We start from the raw sequence: 17608 nt of genomic DNA, 5'->3' as shown, positions 1-17608 counted from the left end.
GCGATTATTTCGGCTATGACGAATTGGGCCGCGCCGTGCGCAAGACGCAACAGACGGGCACGGTCAACTATCCGGTCACGGCCACCTATAACCGCGCCAGCGCGATGTTGAGCGAGACCTATCCATCCGGGCGGACGGTCAATTACGCTTACGACACCGCCGGACGCGCCAGCAGCGCGATGGGCACGCTGGGCGATGGCGTGTCGCGCAATTACGCCACCGGCATCAGCTACACCGCGGCGGGCCAGTTGACCAAAGAGCGGTTCGGTACCACCACACCGCTTTATCACCGGCGGCATTACAACAACCGCTTGCAGCTTTTTGATATGCGGGTCGGCAGCGACAGCAACACCATCAACGACGGCAACAGCAGCGGCAGTTGGACGATGGGTTCGCAAGATCGCGGCTCGACGCAGTTGTATTACAACACCAACTACACCATCGGCGACGGCGGCACGAACAACAACGGCAACGTCTGGCGCATGGATACGTTCGTTCCCTTGAGCGCCACACCCGCCACGGCGTGGGCAGCGGCGATTGACTACTACAGCTACGACGCGCTAAATCGCATCACGCAAATCGTCGAGCAAAGTTATGGCAGCGCCACGCAAACGCCCGCTGTTCCTATGCTACAGGCCTATCTGTACGACCGTTTTGGCAACCGCACGCTGGATGCCAGCCAAACCTTTGGCGGCGCGAGCAATTCGACGCCCTACAATTACGCCGTCCGCCAAGCGCCGGGCCGCGTCGAAGCAGAAGATTTCGATTGGGGTGGGCAGGGCGTTGGTTACAGCGATGCCGACACCAGCAACAACGGTGGCCAATACCGTCCCAGCGAAGGCGTGGACATCGAGACGAACGATGGCGGCACAACGTCGGTTGGACGAACAACGGTGAATGGCTGAAATACACGCTCAACGTCACGACGACCGGCACCTATACGCTGTCAACGCGGCTGGCTTCGGCGCAAAACGGCGCGACCTTCCACGTCGAGATAGACGGCGTCAACAAGACCGGCACCGTGGCCGTGCCCAACACGGGCGGCTGGACGGTCTTCACCACCATCAGCACACCCAATATCACGTTGAGCAAAGGCCAGCACGTGATGAAAGTGGTGTTTGACATCGGCGGCGGCAATTTCAACTGGTTTGATTGGGCGCTGACCACAGCGGGCGGCACGACGACGCCAACCAGTGCGATCAACAATCTGGTTTATGCGGTGTCGGCGACCAACAACCGGCTTGGTGTGCCTGCCGGGCAGAGCGGCGCGCTCGAATATGACGCGGCGGGCAATCAGACGCGCGACACTTTCACGCAAAGCGGCGTCGCGCGTTTCAGCTATGACGCCGAGAATCGCTTGAAGACGGTAATGAACGACACGCAGAACTTTACCTATGCCACGTACACTTACGACGGCGATGGCAAGCGCGTAAAACGGCTGGCGAATAGCGTCGAAACGTGGCAAGCGTATGGCATCGGCGGCGAGTTGCTGGCGGAGTATGCGGCGAGCGGCGCGGCAAGCAGTCCGCAGAAGGAGTACGGCTATCGCAACGGGCAATTGCTGGTGACGGCGGCAGGCAGCACCGTGACGTGGTTGATGCCGGATCAGTTGGGTTCGACGCGGCTGGAGCTTGCGGCCAGTGGGGCGTGGAATGCGGTGACGCGGCACGATTACTTGCCGTGTGGAGAAGAGTTGGGGGCGAATGTGGGGGTGCGGGGGAATGCGGGGAGCGGGTATGCGGTGAGTGCGATCCGGCAACGGTTTGGGGCGTATGAGCGAGACACGGAAACGGGTTTAGATTTTGCACAAGCGCGGTATTGCGCCAGCGTACAAGGACGGTTCACGGGCGTTGATCCGCTAATGGCTTCTGCATCTGCCATCAGGCCACAAAGTTGGAACAGATATTCTTACTCTTACAACAACCCGCTTCGTTTTTCTGACCCTACCGGAATGCTTGCTGGTGACTTCTACAACCAAAATGGTAAAAAGATCGGAACAGACGGTATTGATGATGGAAAGGCCTACATTGTCACCAACGATAAAACAGCAAAGCAGATTGAGAAAACCAAAGGCAATACTCCAGTCAGTTCGGTAAGCTCTTCAGATTACATTGAAGCCCCAGATGCTGCCGTTAGAGACGCAATCGGCACTGCGGTTCAGCGAGGCAACAGTAAAACCACTGACGACACACAGGGCGGATTTCATGAAGAAGGTGGCCAATGGGGACTTGATGCAAGTGGCAATCAGGCAGTTGTGCCCGCAAAAGCTGGCTCGGTGTCCAATCCTCAAAAAGATTCTACCGCTACTATCAAAACTGGTGATCCCGCAAATTCGGCAGATGCTGGGCGAATCGTTAACCTTCAAGGAACATTTCATATCCATCCCAAAGGCGAAGTTGTTATTGGGCCGGGACCGGGTGTCATTGGTGGCACAACAACAACTTACAACTTTAATCAGCCCCCATCTTCAGTAGACATTGGCAATGCAACTACAAATAACATTGTCGTTGGGGCCAGAGATAAGACGGTCTACTTTTACAACAACTCCGGTCAAAGAGGGACTTTTCCGCTAAATCAATTTTTGAAATTGGGGAAAAAATGATGTTCAAAATGAGTTTGTTTCAAGCCTTTCTCGTTTGCTTGATTGCAGTTTTACCAATTCAAACCAACGCACAAGCCAGGATTGTAAAGTTCAGGTTTGAGATTGACGGTAAGCTAGTAAGAGGGCCAAGGCAGCCGAAAATTGTCATTTACGCTGTCGGCGAAAAGACCGAGTTGGATGTTTCCGATGATAGCTTCATCGTGCCTGCTCAAATTCAGAACAATGAGAAAGTGAGCGTGCGTTTCACTTTCGGCAAATATGACCTTCTCTTTGAATCAGTTTATCTCTCAAAGTTTGGAGGGGAGTGGGTCATCGGAGTTGACAAGAAACCATTTGACTCAAACAACATCAGATCTGCGCAGGCAGGAAAGCAAATCAAACAGGTTTACTACATCAACTTTCACCCTCTACAAGCTGAGGAGACTCGTATGGTAGTCATCGCATATAAGCGATAGGGCACAACGGCGGCAACTTCAACTGGTTCGATTGGGCACTGACTTCAGCGGGCGGCACAACGACGCCGACCAGCGCCATCAACAATCTGGTCTATGCGGCCTCCACAACGAACAACCGACTGGGCATACCGGGCGGACAGAGCGGCGCGCTTGAATATGACGCGGCGGGCAATCAGACGCGCGATACATTCACGCCCAGCAGCGGCCCAGCGCGTTTCAGCTACGATGCTGAGAATCGCTTGAAGACCGTGCACAGCACAGCGCCAGCATTCACAAAAGATCAAACCGGCTCAAACTCCAATTGCACGGTTGCCCTGCCTTCCTGCTCCGCCTGCCGCCAACGCAATACATACAGCCCAAACGCGGCCAGCACGACGGTCAACAATTGCAACCCCGTCGCTTTCGCCACCGGCTGCGCCAACCACGGCGTCACGTAAAGCAGCAGGAACAAAACTTTCGCTTCCACGCGCAAACCGCCTTGCCGCCATTGCCAAGCCGCCAGCAACACCGCGCTGACCACGATCAAGGTCACGTCATAGACGCCCAGATACAAATTCAGCACTGGCGTCCAGGCAATCGCCAACGCCCAATCGGCTTCCCTGTTTTCGCTGCTGCGGTCGCCACGCGGCCACCAAGCCCGCACCAACATGGGCAAGAACGCTGCGACCGCCACACCCACCGTCAACCAGCGCAGCAGTGCATTGCCACCCCAGAAGGCGCGCGCGAAGGCGTTCACGTCAACATATTTCCAAATCCGCAACCCCGAAGCCTCGCCCGACGTGCCGCTGGTCGAAAGTTGCGCAAAGCCCAGCAGCGTTCTGAACCAGCCGAGCGTCACGTCCAGACTCAAGGTCAGCGCCGAAAGCGCCAGCAATCCCGCGACGCCCGCTGCCATGCCGGCCAGCGTGCGCCAGCGCCTCGTCAACAAGATCATGGGGCCAAGCAACACCAGCAACGTGGGCTTGTAAAGCAACAGCGCCAACGCCACACCGCTCCAAAACCAATGCCCGCGCCGTTCCAGCACGATAGCCAGCGCCACGGCAAAAAAACCAAATGCCGAGGTCTGCCCGCCCGCCACGCATTCGACCAGGAAGGGCATAAATGACAAAGCCAGGATCAGCGCGGTGCGATACGCCGTGACTGGCAAGCCTTCCAACTCGCGCCACAACAGGGTGAAGCCCGCCAGATACAATCCCAGCGTAATGAGTGACCAGCACAGATACGCCCAGGCATAAGGCAAACGCGCCAGCAATGGAAACGGCAACGCAAAGAAAGGGGCGTTCAGATAAGGCAACAACGCCTCAGGCTCTTCGTGGGGAAACAGTTTGTGATAGAGCACGCCCTGTAGGTCGCGGTTGTAAAGCTGCGCCGCGCCTTGTTGGTTGACGATCTTGCCTGCCACATAAAACGCTGGAAAATCAGCGCCCAACGTCGTGCCAAAAATCGTCTGCCCCTCATTCCGCACCGCCGTCGCAAACGAAACCAGCAGCAGCGCCAGATACACCACCAACACGACACCGGACCAGCCGCGCACACGTTCGGCATTCAACAGACTGTTGATCCGTCCCTCATTCTTCACTAACACCGCGTTCACCATCAGATCCTCCATACAGGCAAGCAAATTGTCCAAACCGGATTGTTCAAGCAGGCGGGAATGCGCGCCATGCATACTACACAAGGGCGCTGCGGCTCAATCAGAATCTTTGCCGGCAGGTTGACCAGCCGCGGATAAACGCAGACAAACGCAGATGAATACGGTTAATCATCAGATTAGATCAGCGTCTTTCTGCGTTCATCTGCGGCCAAATGTACTGGCCGCTATTCATCCGGTTTGACCTAATGATCATACGCGCAGACACGTCACCTTCCGCGCATTGCGACGCGCCAGCCAATGAACTATGAATAGCCCATTCGGAAACTCAGAAAGGTCATCAATCAAATGCTTGAACTCGACGGCAACTCGCTCACCCTGGCCCAAACCGCAGCGGTCGCCGACGGCGCAGCGGCTACGCTCGCCGCCCGCGCCCGCCACCGCGTTGAACAGGCGCGCCAGTTTGTCGAAGCCATCATCGCGCGCGGCGAAGTCGCTTACGGTATTAACACCGGCTTCGGCGCGCTTTCCGAAGTCACCATCCCCGCCGCTGAATTGCAGCAATTGCAGCTCAACCTCGTGCGCTCGCATGCCTGCGGCGTGGGCGAACCGCTCGACGAACGCGCCGTGCGCGCCATGCTCTTGCACCGCGCCAACGTGCTCGCCAAAGGTTATTCGGGTTGCCGTCCCATCGTGATCGAAACGCTGCTGGCAATGCTGAACGCGGGCGTGCATCCGGTGATTCCCTCGCGCGGTTCGGTCGGCGCTTCGGGCGATCTGGCGCCGCTCGCGCATCTGGCGCTGGTCACGATTGGCGAGGGCGAAGCCTTTTATCAGGGCGAACGGCGGCCCGGCGGCGTAGCCTTGCAACGCGCGGGCATCGCGCCGCTCGTGCTGGAGGCGAAAGAAGGCCTGGCGCTGCTCAATGGCACACAGGCAATGACGGCGGTGGGCGGCTTGGCGCTTTACGACGCCTTGCGTTTGGCCGAAGCCGCCGATGTGATCGGCGCGCTGACGCTCGAAGCTTTGCGCGGGACACCAGTGGCCTTTGACGAACGGATTCACGCCGTGCGCCCGCATAGCGGCCAGGCCGCCAGCGCCACGCGCTTGCGCGAATTGCTCGCCGACAGCGAAATCCGCGAATCCCATCGTGACAAGGCCGTAGACCCGCGCGTGCAAGATGCTTATGCCTTGCGTTGCATGCCGCAAGTGCACGGCGCGGTGCGTGACGCGCTCGCCCACGTGCGCGGCATCGTCGAGATCGAAATCAACAGCGCCACCGACAACCCGCTGGTCTTTGTTGAAACGGGCGAAGTCCTCAGCGGCGGCAACTTTCACGGCGAACCAGTTGCGCTAGCTTACGATTACGCGGCCATCGCCATCGCCGACCTGGCGACGATTTCTGAACGGCGCGTCGAACGGCTGGTCAATCCGCAGCTTTCCGGCTTGCCCGCGTTTCTCTCGCCGCACCCCGGCACCAACTCCGGCCTGATGATCGCGCAAGTCACGGCGGCTTCATTGATCGCCGAAAACAATGTACTGGCGCATCCGGCGTCGGTCTTCACGCTGCCGACCTCGGCGAATAAGGAAGACCATGTTTCGATGGGCATGACGGCGGCGCTAAAGTTTGCGCAGATCGTCCGCCACGTTGAGATTATTCTGGCAATAGAGCTATTGTGCGCGGCACAGGGGCTGGAATTTTTGCAACCACTCAAGCCAGGGCCACAACTGCAAGAAGTTTATGCGCGCGTGCGTGAGCACGTGCCCGCACTGACGGTTGACATGCAGTTGTCAGGCTATATCGAATCACTCACGCATTTGGTCAAAGAGTTGAAATAACAAACCCTGGGTACGCAGCGCTTCCAGCGTGCAGACGTGGCGTAAGACCAATTCAAACCAAAGGAATTTCCTTTCAGTCTCAATACGCCTCATGACAGGCCTGCACGCTGAAAGCGCTGCGTACCCAGATTTCCCGGGAGCTTCATCAGGCACAAGCCAATCTTGTTGTTCTGTCTGACGAGTCTGAGCCTGTTGCCCACGTTGCACGCTCGGCAAGCGCCGCCCGGCTTCGTCTTGCTCTTCAATGGCCGCGATCTAACCGGCTGGAAGCTTCCCGAAGGCGACAACGGCCACTGGAAAGTTCTCGACGGCGAATGGGGTGTTGGCAAGAACAACACAATTTCAAAATTATCTCTTGCGCAACTGAACGGTTGCATTTATAGTGCAACCGTTCAGTTGCGCAAGAGATAATGTTTTTATGAGAAGAGATGTGTTCCAGGCGATTGCAGACCCGACCCGGCGGGAAATCATTAGTTTGATTGCTCAGCAGGCGTTGACGCTGAATGGCGTGGCGGACAGCTTTCATACGAGCCGACAAGCCATCTCCAAGCACATCAGAATTCTCACCGAGTGCGGCTTGGTCGAGATGCGGCAACAGGGGCGAGAACGATATTGTTTTGTTCAGCCCGCAGCGCTGGATGAAGTGCAGGACTGGTTAGCGGGCTTCCGTAAAATATGGGAGAACCGATTCGACAAGCTGGACACGTTATTGAGCGACATGAAAGCAGCCAAGCAGAAGAAAGCGAAATGACCAGGAAAAATACGACAGAAATCAAAGCGGAACCAGGTAAGCAAGAGTTCTTCATCATCCGCGAGTTCGAGGCGCCACGGGAAATGGTGTTCAACGCTTTCACTGATCCGGCGTTGCTCGCGCAATGGCTCTTACCCAAAGAGCTGAACATGGTGATTGACGTGCTGGATTGCCGGACGGGCGGTTCATATCACCACACGCATACGCACGCCAACGGTATGCAATTTGGTTTCAACGGCGTCTATCACGAAGTCACCGCCCCGGAACGCATCGTCAAGACTTCGGAATTTGAAGGCCTGCCCGAACGCGGTCACGTCGTTTTGGAATTCGCTTCGTTTGAAGGATTGCCGGGTGATCGAACCAAAGTCACGATTCAAACTATTTGCCGCTCAGTGGCGGCGCGAGATGGCATGGTCAAGGCGGGCATGCAACCAGCGCTCACCGTCGCGCACAGTCAGTTAGACGATCTCTTAGCCAAAGGGTAAGGGAGCAAGCGCGCGGTCTTTATCACTTGCGGTATTTACTTCAGGAGGTCTAAATGCATCTTCGTATCACTTTGTTGGTCATCGGCGTTTTGATGGATTTCGGCGCTTCGCCGCGCGCCTCGCTCAATTCCCCCCGCAGCGCCACGTCGCAGCAGAATACAACTTTGAAAGAAGAGAAAGGTTCAACCATGCAGCTATCGTCTTACATACTGTTCGATGGCAATTGCAAGCAGGCCATGGATTTCTATCGCTCCGTCTTTGGCGGTGAGTTGACGCTTACGACAGTTGGTGAATCACCGATGAAGGCTGTTTTTCCTGCTTCCCTGCACGCCAGAGTGCTCAATGCCAGGCTCAAGAGTCCGCTGGTTGATATTTCGGCATCTGATTGGCTTCGTCCTGCTCAAACTCCGGTAAAGGGGAACACCCTCTGTCTTTACCTTAGCGGAGGAACACCAAGCGATACCACTATCCTCTTTCGCAAGCTCTCAGAGGGCGCTGACGTAACTGACCCTCTCAGCGATCAACCTTACGGGCTTTACGGAGCGCTGAATGACAAATTCGGCATACGCTGGATGTTCCATGCGGAAAAGAAATGAACTTGTACTCCTCTACTTCGGGTTCAGTCCGAAAGCCGCACAGATCGCCCCTCACGCGCCGCCTCATACGCAGCCAACGCCACGCGCAAGGACGCCCGCGCTTCTTCAATCGAAGCCGGTGACGGCAAATCGCGTTCGACGCATTCGATCAAATGATCCAGCGGAAAAGGCGCGGGCGCGCTTAAGATTTCAGCCGACTCGCGTTCGTAAACCCAATTGGCCGCGCCTGCAGCAAGCACGGCCCGGCTCGGCGAGCGCAAGCTGTCTTCGATAATTTCGCCGCGTGTGCCGATGATTTCGGTGCGCAACACTGCGTTCCGTTTGGGCGAAGGCCCAGTCGCGTGTGGTGCGTTGATCGTCCACGCGGCTTCGAGCGTAGCCACGATGCCATTCGCAAAGGTGAACGTCGCCATGCCCCAGTCTTCGACCGCCAACGCGCGATGAACGAGGTTCGCCATCTTCGCTTCAACTTGCACGATTTCGCTGCCGGCCAGCCAGCGCAGGAAGTCCATCCAATAAATGCCTTCGTCAATAAACGCGCCGCCCGGCACTTGCGCCGGGTCAACGAACCAGCCGGGCTGACCGGAGCGGTACCAGTCTTCGGCGATAGACCAGCGCGCGGTTTGGTGCATCACAAGGATGTCGCCGATTTCGCCAGCTTCAATGCGCGCTTTCAGTTTGGCTGATTGCAGCCGCTTGAGGCCTTGAAAGGCAACGCACTTGACGCCCGCTTGCGCAACGGCAGCGACCATTTCATCGGCCTGCGCCAGCGTCATGGCCATCGGCTTGCCCAGCACAAGGTGCTTGCCTGCGCGCGCTGCCATGATGGTCAACGCAGGCAACTCGGCGACGGGCGCGGCGAGATGCACCAGGTCAAGCTCTTCGCGCGCAAGCAACGTTTCGTAATCGGCGTAACCGCGCACGCCAAACGTCGTGCTGAATTCCGCCAATTGCGTAGCGTTGTGCCACGCGACCGCGACCAGTTCTGCTTTGTCGTATTCGCGCAACGCCCGCACCAAGTTGTAAGCCGAATACCAATGCCCCAGCCCTAGAATGGCGACGCGCCATTTTTTCGTCATAGTTTTTCTCCATTGATTGTTGGTGATGAGCCAACGAGAATTTAGCACGAAGCTGTCAACACCACGAAGAAAGGCATCACGATGAATCAACGAAATCCGATTCGCGCCGCGCGCGGCACACAACTGAGTTGCAAAGGCTGGGTGCAGGAAGCTGCGCTCAGAATGCTGATGAACAACCTCGACCCCGAAGTCGCCGAGCGCCCCGATGACCTGGTCGTTTATGGCGGTACCGGCAAGGCCGCGCGCAACTGGCCCGCGTTTAACGCCCTCGTCCGTTCGCTGCAAGCGCTGGAAAACGACGAGACGCTGCTGGTGCAATCGGGCAAGCCGGTCGGCATCTTCCGCACGCACGAAGACGCGCCGCGCGTGCTGATCGCCAATTCCAATCTGGTCGGTCAGTGGTCGAACTGGGACGAGTTTCATCGTCTGGATAAACTCGGCCTGATGATGTACGGCCAGATGACCGCCGGTTCGTGGATTTACATCGGCTCGCAAGGCATCGTGCAAGGCACGTTTGAAACCTTCGCCGCAGTCGGCGTCAAACATTTCGGCGGTTCGCTGAACGGCAAGCTCGTCGTCTCAGGCGGCATCGGCGGGATGGGTGGCGCGCAACCGCTGGCCGCAACGATGAACGGCGCGTGCTTCCTGGGCATTGACGTTGACCCCACGCGCATCGAGAAACGCATCGCCACCGGCTATTGCGACGCGCTCAGTTACAACCTCGACGATGCGTTGCGGCTATTGAATGAAGCCCGGCAACAAGGCCGCGCCCTTTCAGTCGGCCTCGTCGGCAATTGCGCCGACGTGCTGCCAGAGATGGTCAGGCGCAACATCGTGCCCGACGTGCTGACCGATCAGACCAGCGCGCACGATGCGTTGAATGGCTATGTGCCGAATGGGATGACACTGGATGAAGCGTTGATGTTGCGGCGCGACAATCCAAGCGAATATGTCAAGCATTCAATGGCCGCGATGGCCGCGCACGTTCAGGCGATGCTCGAATTGAAACGGCTGGGCGCAGTGACTTTCGATTACGGCAACAACATCCGCGCGCAGGCGGTGAAACAGGGCGTAACGGATGCGTTTGAGATTCCCGGCTTCGTGCCCGAATACATCCGCCCGCTCTTTTGTGAAGGGCGCGGGCCGTTCCGCTGGGTCGCGCTCTCAGGCAACCCCGCCGACATTCGCCGCACCGACGATCTGGCGCTGGAAATCTTCCCCGACGATCCAATCTTGGAACGCTGGATGAAGCTGGCGCGCGAACGCATCCATTTTCAAGGTTTGCCCGCGCGCGTTTGCTGGCTCGGTTACGGCGACCGCGCGACGTTTGGCGAAGCCTTGAACGACCTCGTGCGCAAGGGCGAACTCGAAGCCCCCATCGTGATTGGCCGCGATCATTTGGATTCCGGCTCGGTGGCTTCGCCCTACCGCGAGACGGAAGGAATGTTGGACAGTTCGGACGCCGTCGCCGACTGGCCGATTTTGAATGCGCTGGTGAACACGGCGGCGGGCGCTTCGTGGGTCTCGGTGCACAACGGCGGTGGCGTGGGCATCGGCTACTCGCTGCACGCAGGGATGGTCGTCGTGGCGGATGGCACAGACGATGCGGCAAAGCGCTTGCGGCGTGTGCTGACGACCGATCCGGGCATGGGCATCATTCGGCACGTAGACGCGGGCTATGAGAAGGCGATTGAAGAAGCGCAGGAGCATGGGCTGAAGATTCCGATGCGCTAGCCTTAAACCAGCTTCAGTCGGGTGTGCGTCAAAGTTTTGCACAAAGGCAAGCCGGGCGGCTGCGGTGCGCGTAGCGCAACCTGCCGAGGTTGCGCGGTGTCGCAAGTGAAGCCTTGGCCGTAGCTTGGACACCGCGCACCCTCGGCAGGTTGCGCTACGCGGCCGTAGCTGCGACACCGCGCAACCTCGGCAGGTTGCGCTACGCGCGCTGAAACGTTCGTTTCCGCCTGTGCAAAACTTTGACGCACCCGCTTCAGTCCCAAGCATTGCGATTTTACCGGACGCGCACTAATCTTTGGCTCGCTCTCGGTAGTCTGTTCCCTGGCCCCAGCAATGCCTCAAGAGTTGCTATGACGAATACCTACGACGAGTTGACCGCCAAGCTGAAAGAGTTGTCGAGCGGTTGGGCTGGTTACGCCACGCTCGGCAGTTTTGCGCTCTATGCCGCCGGTTATCTGGCCTTGCGCTTTCATCTGACCACGCTCGGCGTAGGGACGGATTTGAGTGTGCTTGATGAACGGTATGTGTTCACCGGCGCGCGCTTTCTAATCTTCTTCGCCTCGCTGCTGCCCAACGTCGTGCTCGTGAGTCTGCCGTTTCTCTTGCTGGGATGGCTGCTGGGGCGCGTGGCGTGGTTACGCACGCAGGGCGGGCGCGTAGCCGCGTGGTGGGCGCAACCGGGGCGGCTGGCGTGGCTGGGCGTCGTGATTGCCGTGCTATTGATTCAAGTCCTCATGCGCCACTGTTTCGCGTTGCACAATCTGTTGCTGGCCGATTGCGTGCCCGCGGCGCAGGGCTTGCGCGAGGTGCTGTTCGATGCCAACAAGGCGGCGTTCTATTTCACCGTGCTCACGGCGGGCCTGCTGTTGACGGGCAGCCTGTGCTTGGCGGCGCGCCGTCTGGCCGCGCAAACCGCGTGGTCGCGGGCGGGATGTTTGTTGCTCGGCCTCTTGGTTGCCATCCAGTTTCTGTTGCTGCCGGTCAATTACGGCGTGCTTATCGTAGACAAATCGCTGCCCAAAGTCGCCGATCTGGGCGGCGTCGAAACGTTGAAAGACGGGCAGGAAGCCTGGCTGGTTTGGGAAGGCAAAGAGGGTGTGACATGGCTGGTGCGCGGTGCTGACCCGTGCGGCGACACGCCAGTCATCCAGCGCAAGCTGGTCACCCGTCCACAAAAAGACGTAAAGAAAACCCAGATCATTCGCTACGACGCACTAGCGCACCTCCTGCCTGCCGGGCCGTGCGTGGTGCCGTAACTCTTTGGAGTGCGGCGGCTCGACGACGCCTTGTCACTCCACTTAGCGATTGAGCGAATGGGAAAACCAGCCTTGCTTCCGGCTGTCTGACCTCACCGCAAATGCGCATGGCTGGCACGCGGGAGGTTCCGCCAACAATCGTGGTTCGTAAAAATCAAGTGGCCTAACAAAGCAGCGTCGGGCCGCCGCACTCCAAAGGGGACATCCAAATGGAAGAGCTACAACCCAGCAAAGATTGGCCGCATGCGCCGTTGCACCGGTTGGGGTCAGACGGAGTGTTTATGCTTACAGGGACGACGATTTACAAACAGCATTTATTCAAAACGCCGGCAGCGTTGGATTTGCTGGAAAGCTCACTGCTGACCCTAGCCAAAGAAAAAGGCTGGCAATTGGAGGCTTGGGCGGTCTTCAGCAACCATTATCACTTTGTCGCCCGCAGCGCAGCCGGCGCGCAGAACTTGAAAAACCTGGTAGACCATTTGCACTCTGAAACGGCGCGCGAATTAAACAAGCTGGTCAACAAACCGGGCCGTGTCGTCTGGTTCAACTATTGGGATACGAAACTGACGTTCGAGAAATCGTATCTGGCGCGCTTGAATTATGTGCATCAGAACCCGGTCAAACACGGCTTGGTTCCCATCGCCAATCAATACCGTTGGGGTTCCGCTGCCTGGTTCGAGCGCACGGCGACACCAGCCATGGTGCGGACGATTTACAGTTTCAAAACAGATGCCGTAAAAGTGCTAGATGACTTTTAACTTTGGTGCGCACCTCCTCTTTTGAAGTGCGGCGGCTCTTTTGAAGTGCGGCGGCTCTTTTGGAGTGCGGCGGCTCTTTTGAAGTGCGGCGGCTCTTTTGGAGTGCGGCGGCTCTTTTGGAGTGCGGCGGCTCGACGCCGCTTTGTTACGCCGCTTCGTGATGGCGCCGTTTGGCCGAACAACGAGGCTTCCCGCTCTGCACCAGCGAACGAGGCTTCCCGCTCTGCACCAGCGAACGAGAGAAGCGGAAGCAGTTGGTGACCGCCAGCGGCTGGGCTGCGCGAGTGGTATAACAAAGCGGCGTCGAGCCGCCGCACTCCAAAGGCTTCGCAATTTTTGTGTGAGGTAAAACCCGATGAAACACATCCCCCTTCATTCCTTCTGGCTCTTGCTGCTCGCCGCCGCCGTCTGCGCTCGTGCCGACGACCCGCGTCTGGTGCTCAATACTGGCGGCCACACATCCACTATCTGGAAAGTGATTTTCACGCGCGACGGCAAATATCTGATCTCTGCCGGAGAAGACAAAGTAATTCGTGTCTGGGATGTCGAAACCGGGCGGCTGGCCCGCACCATTCAAGGGGAAATCGGCGATGGTATCGAAGGGAAAATTTATGCGATGGCACTATCACCGGATGAGCGATATTTGGCGGTTGGCGGATTGCTTGTAGGGGACCGGGCGAATGCCTCCGCTATTCGGCTACATAACTTCCGTACAGGCGCAGTCGTTGGTACGTTACTTAAAGGGCATGACAACATTATCCTTGCGCTCGCCTTCTCGCCAGATGGACGTTATTTAGTTTCTGGTAGCGGCGACCACACCGCGCGTATATGGGACCTCGTTGCGAACCCAATAAAAGAGGCATACCCACCGTTACGCGGACATACCAAAGAAATCTACGCTGTTGCATTTTCACCTGATGGCAAACAGATCGCGACTGGTAGCTATGACTATACGTTAAAGCTTTGGGACGCGGCACACGGCACGCTGATCAAAGACCTGGAGAACAAACACAGTGACCACGTTAGCAGCGTCGCCTTTTCACCGGATGGGCGTTTCTTATTCTCTGGTGGTGATAAAAGAGTTCTGCTTTGGGATGCACATACGGGTGAATTCATTAAGGAGCTATCTCAGCAAGGGGCACAAGTACTCAGCATCTCAGTTAGTCCTGATGGTAGCCGCCTGCTTTCCGGGTTCGGTGAAGGTCCCAGCTATAACTGTTATGTACTGGCTTTTCCTTCTGGCGCGATTGTGACGGGATTTGGCAAACACGACAATATCGTCCGCGCTACCACTTTTTCACCTAGTGGTAAACTGGTGGCGACTGCTGGGGGGGCTAACTTCCCAATCTACCTTTGGAATCCTGAGAACGGCCAAATCGCCCATATGCTTGCAGGAAAAGGGCAAAGGGTTTTTGCAGTCGGTTTTGCTCACGATAGCCAGTCCATTGCTTTCGGTAACGAGAATGATGATGATGATGATAAAGATGCTAATCAACGTAGGCCCTTACAGCGCAGCATCGTGTTCCAGACTAACACAGGCTATAAAGTGAACCTCGACAGCACTCCTCAGGATGAAACGGCCTTTACACGCGCGAATGTCAGCACTGGTTCTTACTCACTTAAGACAATCAACGACTCAGACCCAAATTTGCAAATTCTACGCAATGGCAAGGTCGAACGCACAATCTCTCGAAATTCGTCCTCTGGTTTTGTTCATCACTGTTTTAGTTTCACCCGTGACGGGCAACAGGTCGTGAGCGGGGCCGCTAGTGGCTTTCTTACACTTTACGAAATGCAAACGGGCAAAAAGCTGCGCGAATTCGTTGGTCACACTGGTGATGTTCGGGCAGTGGCGGTCTCGCCCGACAATCGCACACTGGTATCAGGCTCTGCTGACCAGACGATTCGACTATGGGATTTGGAGTCTAAAGAAAAGGAGGTCAAACCGCTGCTCTCAATCTTTGTCGCGCAAGACAACGAATGGGTCGCCTGGACGCCACAGGGTTATTACACCGCCAGCCTCAACGGCGACCGCTACATCGGCTGGCACGTCAATCACGGCATAGACCAAGCCGCAGACTATTTCCCCGCCTCACAATTCAAAGAGCAGTTCTATCGCCCCGATGTCGTCAACGAATACCTGCGCACGCGCGGCAATCTGGAACTCGCGCTCAAGACGGCGAATGAAAAGCGCGGGGCCAGCTTTGCCGCCAACAACAACAACAGCACGCCAGATGTGCTGACGTTGCTGCCGCCGGTGGTCGTCATCACCGCGCCCGAACGTGAAGAGAGCGTCACCGCGAGCGAAATGCTGACGATCAAGGCCGTCGCCAAACGCGCCTCGCCCGTCGCGTTGCCGCCCGCTGAAATGAAGCTGCTGCTTAACGGCGCGCAGGTGGCCGCGCTCAACGGCAGTCAGGTCGAAATGCAGGTGCGCTTGCAAACGGGCGCGAATACGCTGGCCGTGATTGCCTCGAATGGCAAGGCTGAATCGTTGCCCGAATTGCGCAAGGTCACGTATACCGGCAAAGGCAGTGATGAGGACAAACCCAACCTCGTCCTGCTGGCGGTCGGCATCGCCAGCTACAAACAGCCCGCCTTCAAGCTGGATTTCGCCGACAAGGATGCCGCCGAAATCGCCGCGCGCTTTCAGGCGCAACAAGGTCAGTTATTCAATCAAGTCCACACCAAAGTGCTCGCCAACGAGCAGGCCACACGCACCGAAATCATTCGCGGCCTGCGCTGGTTGCGCGAAAACACCAAACAAGGCGATGTGGTGATGTTGTATTTGTCGGGGCACGGCGGATTGGACGGCAAACAGAACTATTTCTTTTACGCGCACGAACACGATGCCAACGAAGAGCCAGAACTGTTCGACGTGAAATGGAGCACGCTGCTCGACGGGTTGACGGCGGTCAATGGCACCAAGCCGTTTCTCTTTATTGATTCCTGCCGCGCCGCCGCCGCTTCGGGAACCGGCAAACAGAAAGGCGGCGGCGGGCTGACCCAAGCGCTCAAGGAATTGAAAAGCACCTACAAAGGCGTCGTCTTTTTCGCGGCTTCCTCCAATGACGAAAAGGCCGAGGAACTGCGCGACAAAGGCCACGGCGCTTTCACTTGGGCCTTGCTCGAAGGCTTGAACGGAAACCCGGAGGTGAGCACAGGCGGCGGGTTGGTTTACGTGGACAAACTGGGAAGCTGGCTCACCCAGCGCGTCCTGGCGTTGACCAACAACCGGCAACACGCGACGTTTGAATTGCCGCCGGGCTTCAAAACGTTCCCGCTTTATGTCGTGACCAGACGTTAGCTCAGTTTACAGTTGGGTTATGGAGACGGCCACAGAGACGGTACCGCGCGCGTCAGCAAGCGGCGGCTTGACGTTAGACCAATCCGCCTGATTTGACGCACCGCTTGCTGACGCGCGCGGTACCGTCTCTGCGCTGTAGTTTTTTCTGTATCGAAGTGAAAGGAATTGGTGATGCGTATCTTATGTTTCTGGTGTTTCTGGGTGATCGCGTTGTTGCTTGCCGCACCCGCCACACCTTGGGCGCAAACACCAGCGACAAAAAAACCAAACGGCAATCCGCCTGCCAAATCTGCCCAGGTGAAAGCCACGCCAACGCCTACTCCCACGCCTGCGCCGCGCGCACCCGAAAGCTTCACGCTGCGGTTGTTGCGCTTTTTTGGTTTGACGGTGCTGCCCGATGCCTTGAAAGGCGCTGAGGAAGAAGAAGACCGCCTGCGCGGCGACATCTGGCTCGTCACCGACTTGCAACAGGGCTTGGCGCGCCGCCTGACCTTCGCGGAGGCGTACCACGCGCCGCTGCTGTCGCCGGATGGCAAGACGGTGTGGGCGCTGCAAGAGGAAACCGTTGTCGCAGTGCCGGTCGAAAACGGCAAACTGCAATTACGCTTCCTCATTCCCGGCATTCTCAAGCTGGCCGCCGTGGATGAGGCGGGCCAGCAACTGGTGATGTTGCGCGCGGAAGGCGGCAACACAGTGGTTGAGACGCTGGCACTGGCCGATGGCAAACGCGCTGTACTGCGCTACGACGCTCAAGCCGACGCGGGGATGCTGGCCTATTTGCGCGGCTGGGAACGCAGCTACGATGGCGGGCGCTTCCGACTGTTCACGCGCGACGACCCACCGCGCAATGTTTATCTGGAACAAGCGCAGGCCACGGTCAAGCTCAGCCACTGCGTTGAAGCCGAAGCCTGCGGACAAGCCGCGCTGGCGTCTGCGGCGCGACTGGCGGTCTTCATCAAAGGCGCGCGTCAACCGTAACCGCAACTGTGGCAGCGCGCCTCAGCCAATTAGATCGGTTTTCACATCAGTGTATGGGAAAAGCCGCGCAGCGGGACGGTACCGCGCGCGTGAGCAAGCGGCGCGTCAAGCTTACGCCATTGGTCGAATCGCACAGGCCCCGCTTGCTCACGCGCGCGGTACCGTCCCAGCACAACG

Annotated in this window: 13 protein-coding genes and 1 pseudogene; 12 read left to right on the top strand and 2 right to left on the bottom strand. The window is 57.7% G+C overall.

The window, feature by feature from the left end; genetic code table 11:
* Window positions 1-766: 766 nt before the first annotated feature.
* Window positions 767-2602 carry a carbohydrate-binding protein gene (locus tag HY011_10285; protein ID MBI3423317.1) on the top strand — a complete coding sequence of 612 codons (1836 nt, stop codon included), beginning with the start codon at window positions 767-769 and terminating at the stop codon, window positions 2600-2602.
* On the top strand, window positions 2599-3057 hold the full coding sequence (locus tag HY011_10280) for a hypothetical protein (protein MBI3423316.1): 459 nt from the start codon (window positions 2599-2601) through the stop codon (window positions 3055-3057). The genes HY011_10285 and HY011_10280 overlap by 4 nt, the downstream gene beginning before the upstream one ends.
* A gap of 280 nt (window positions 3058-3337) precedes the next feature.
* Here the strand turns inward: HY011_10280 and HY011_10275 are convergent, their stop codons facing one another.
* Entirely contained in the window at window positions 3338-4654 is a 1317-nt protein-coding gene (locus tag HY011_10275; protein MBI3423315.1) for a DUF2029 domain-containing protein, read from the bottom strand.
* 342 nt (window positions 4655-4996) lie between these two features.
* On the opposite strand from HY011_10275, the gene hutH reads away from it, so the two are divergent.
* From hutH to HY011_10250, 5 genes and pseudogenes are all read left to right on the top strand, one after another.
* Window positions 4997-6487 carry a histidine ammonia-lyase gene (hutH, locus tag HY011_10270; GenBank protein ID MBI3423314.1) on the top strand — a complete coding sequence of 497 codons (1491 nt, stop codon included), beginning with the start codon at window positions 4997-4999 and terminating at the stop codon, window positions 6485-6487.
* 225 nt (window positions 6488-6712) lie between these two features.
* Window positions 6713-6799 (top strand): annotated as a pseudogene (locus HY011_10265) (DUF1080 domain-containing protein).
* A gap of 106 nt (window positions 6800-6905) precedes the next feature.
* A complete protein-coding gene (locus HY011_10260; GenBank protein MBI3423313.1) occupies window positions 6906-7238 on the top strand; it encodes a winged helix-turn-helix transcriptional regulator in 333 nt (110 codons plus the stop codon).
* Window positions 7235-7723 carry an SRPBCC family protein gene (locus HY011_10255; protein MBI3423312.1) on the top strand — a complete coding sequence of 163 codons (489 nt, stop codon included), beginning with the start codon at window positions 7235-7237 and terminating at the stop codon, window positions 7721-7723. Before HY011_10260 ends, HY011_10255 begins: the two co-directional genes overlap by 4 nt.
* Before the next feature lie 188 nt (window positions 7724-7911).
* Window positions 7912-8319, top strand: a complete 408-nt coding sequence (locus tag HY011_10250; GenBank protein MBI3423311.1) for a glyoxalase/bleomycin resistance/extradiol dioxygenase family protein — start codon at window positions 7912-7914, stop codon at window positions 8317-8319.
* 23 nt (window positions 8320-8342) lie between these two features.
* On the opposite strand, the gene HY011_10245 is transcribed toward HY011_10250, so the two are convergent.
* Entirely contained in the window at window positions 8343-9398 is a 1056-nt protein-coding gene (locus HY011_10245) for a Gfo/Idh/MocA family oxidoreductase (protein ID MBI3423310.1), read from the bottom strand.
* A gap of 81 nt (window positions 9399-9479) precedes the next feature.
* Between HY011_10245 and hutU the strand changes: the two genes are divergently transcribed.
* From hutU to HY011_10220, 5 genes are all read left to right on the top strand, one after another.
* Window positions 9480-11132, top strand: coding sequence for a urocanate hydratase (gene hutU / locus HY011_10240; GenBank protein ID MBI3423309.1), 1653 nt, complete (start codon window positions 9480-9482; stop codon window positions 11130-11132).
* A 350-nt stretch (window positions 11133-11482) separates the two neighbouring features.
* Window positions 11483-12388, top strand: coding sequence for a hypothetical protein (locus HY011_10235; protein ID MBI3423308.1), 906 nt, complete (start codon window positions 11483-11485; stop codon window positions 12386-12388).
* Between the two features lie 209 nt (window positions 12389-12597).
* On the top strand, window positions 12598-13146 hold the full coding sequence (locus HY011_10230) for a transposase (protein MBI3423307.1): 549 nt from the start codon (window positions 12598-12600) through the stop codon (window positions 13144-13146).
* Between the two features lie 355 nt (window positions 13147-13501).
* Window positions 13502-16453: a caspase family protein gene (locus HY011_10225; protein MBI3423306.1), complete on the top strand. Its 2952-nt coding sequence runs from the start codon at window positions 13502-13504 to the stop codon at window positions 16451-16453.
* Between the two features lie 171 nt (window positions 16454-16624).
* On the top strand, window positions 16625-17431 hold the full coding sequence (locus HY011_10220; GenBank protein ID MBI3423305.1) for a hypothetical protein: 807 nt from the start codon (window positions 16625-16627) through the stop codon (window positions 17429-17431).
* Window positions 17432-17608 lie beyond the last annotated feature (177 nt).

This window comes from Acidobacteriota bacterium (assembly GCA_016196035.1).
In the GTDB taxonomy this organism is placed as follows: Bacteria; Acidobacteriota; Blastocatellia; order RBC074; family RBC074; genus JACPYM01.
Note: the sequence above shows the minus strand (reverse complement) of the source record. Positions and strands in the feature narration are given on the sequence as shown.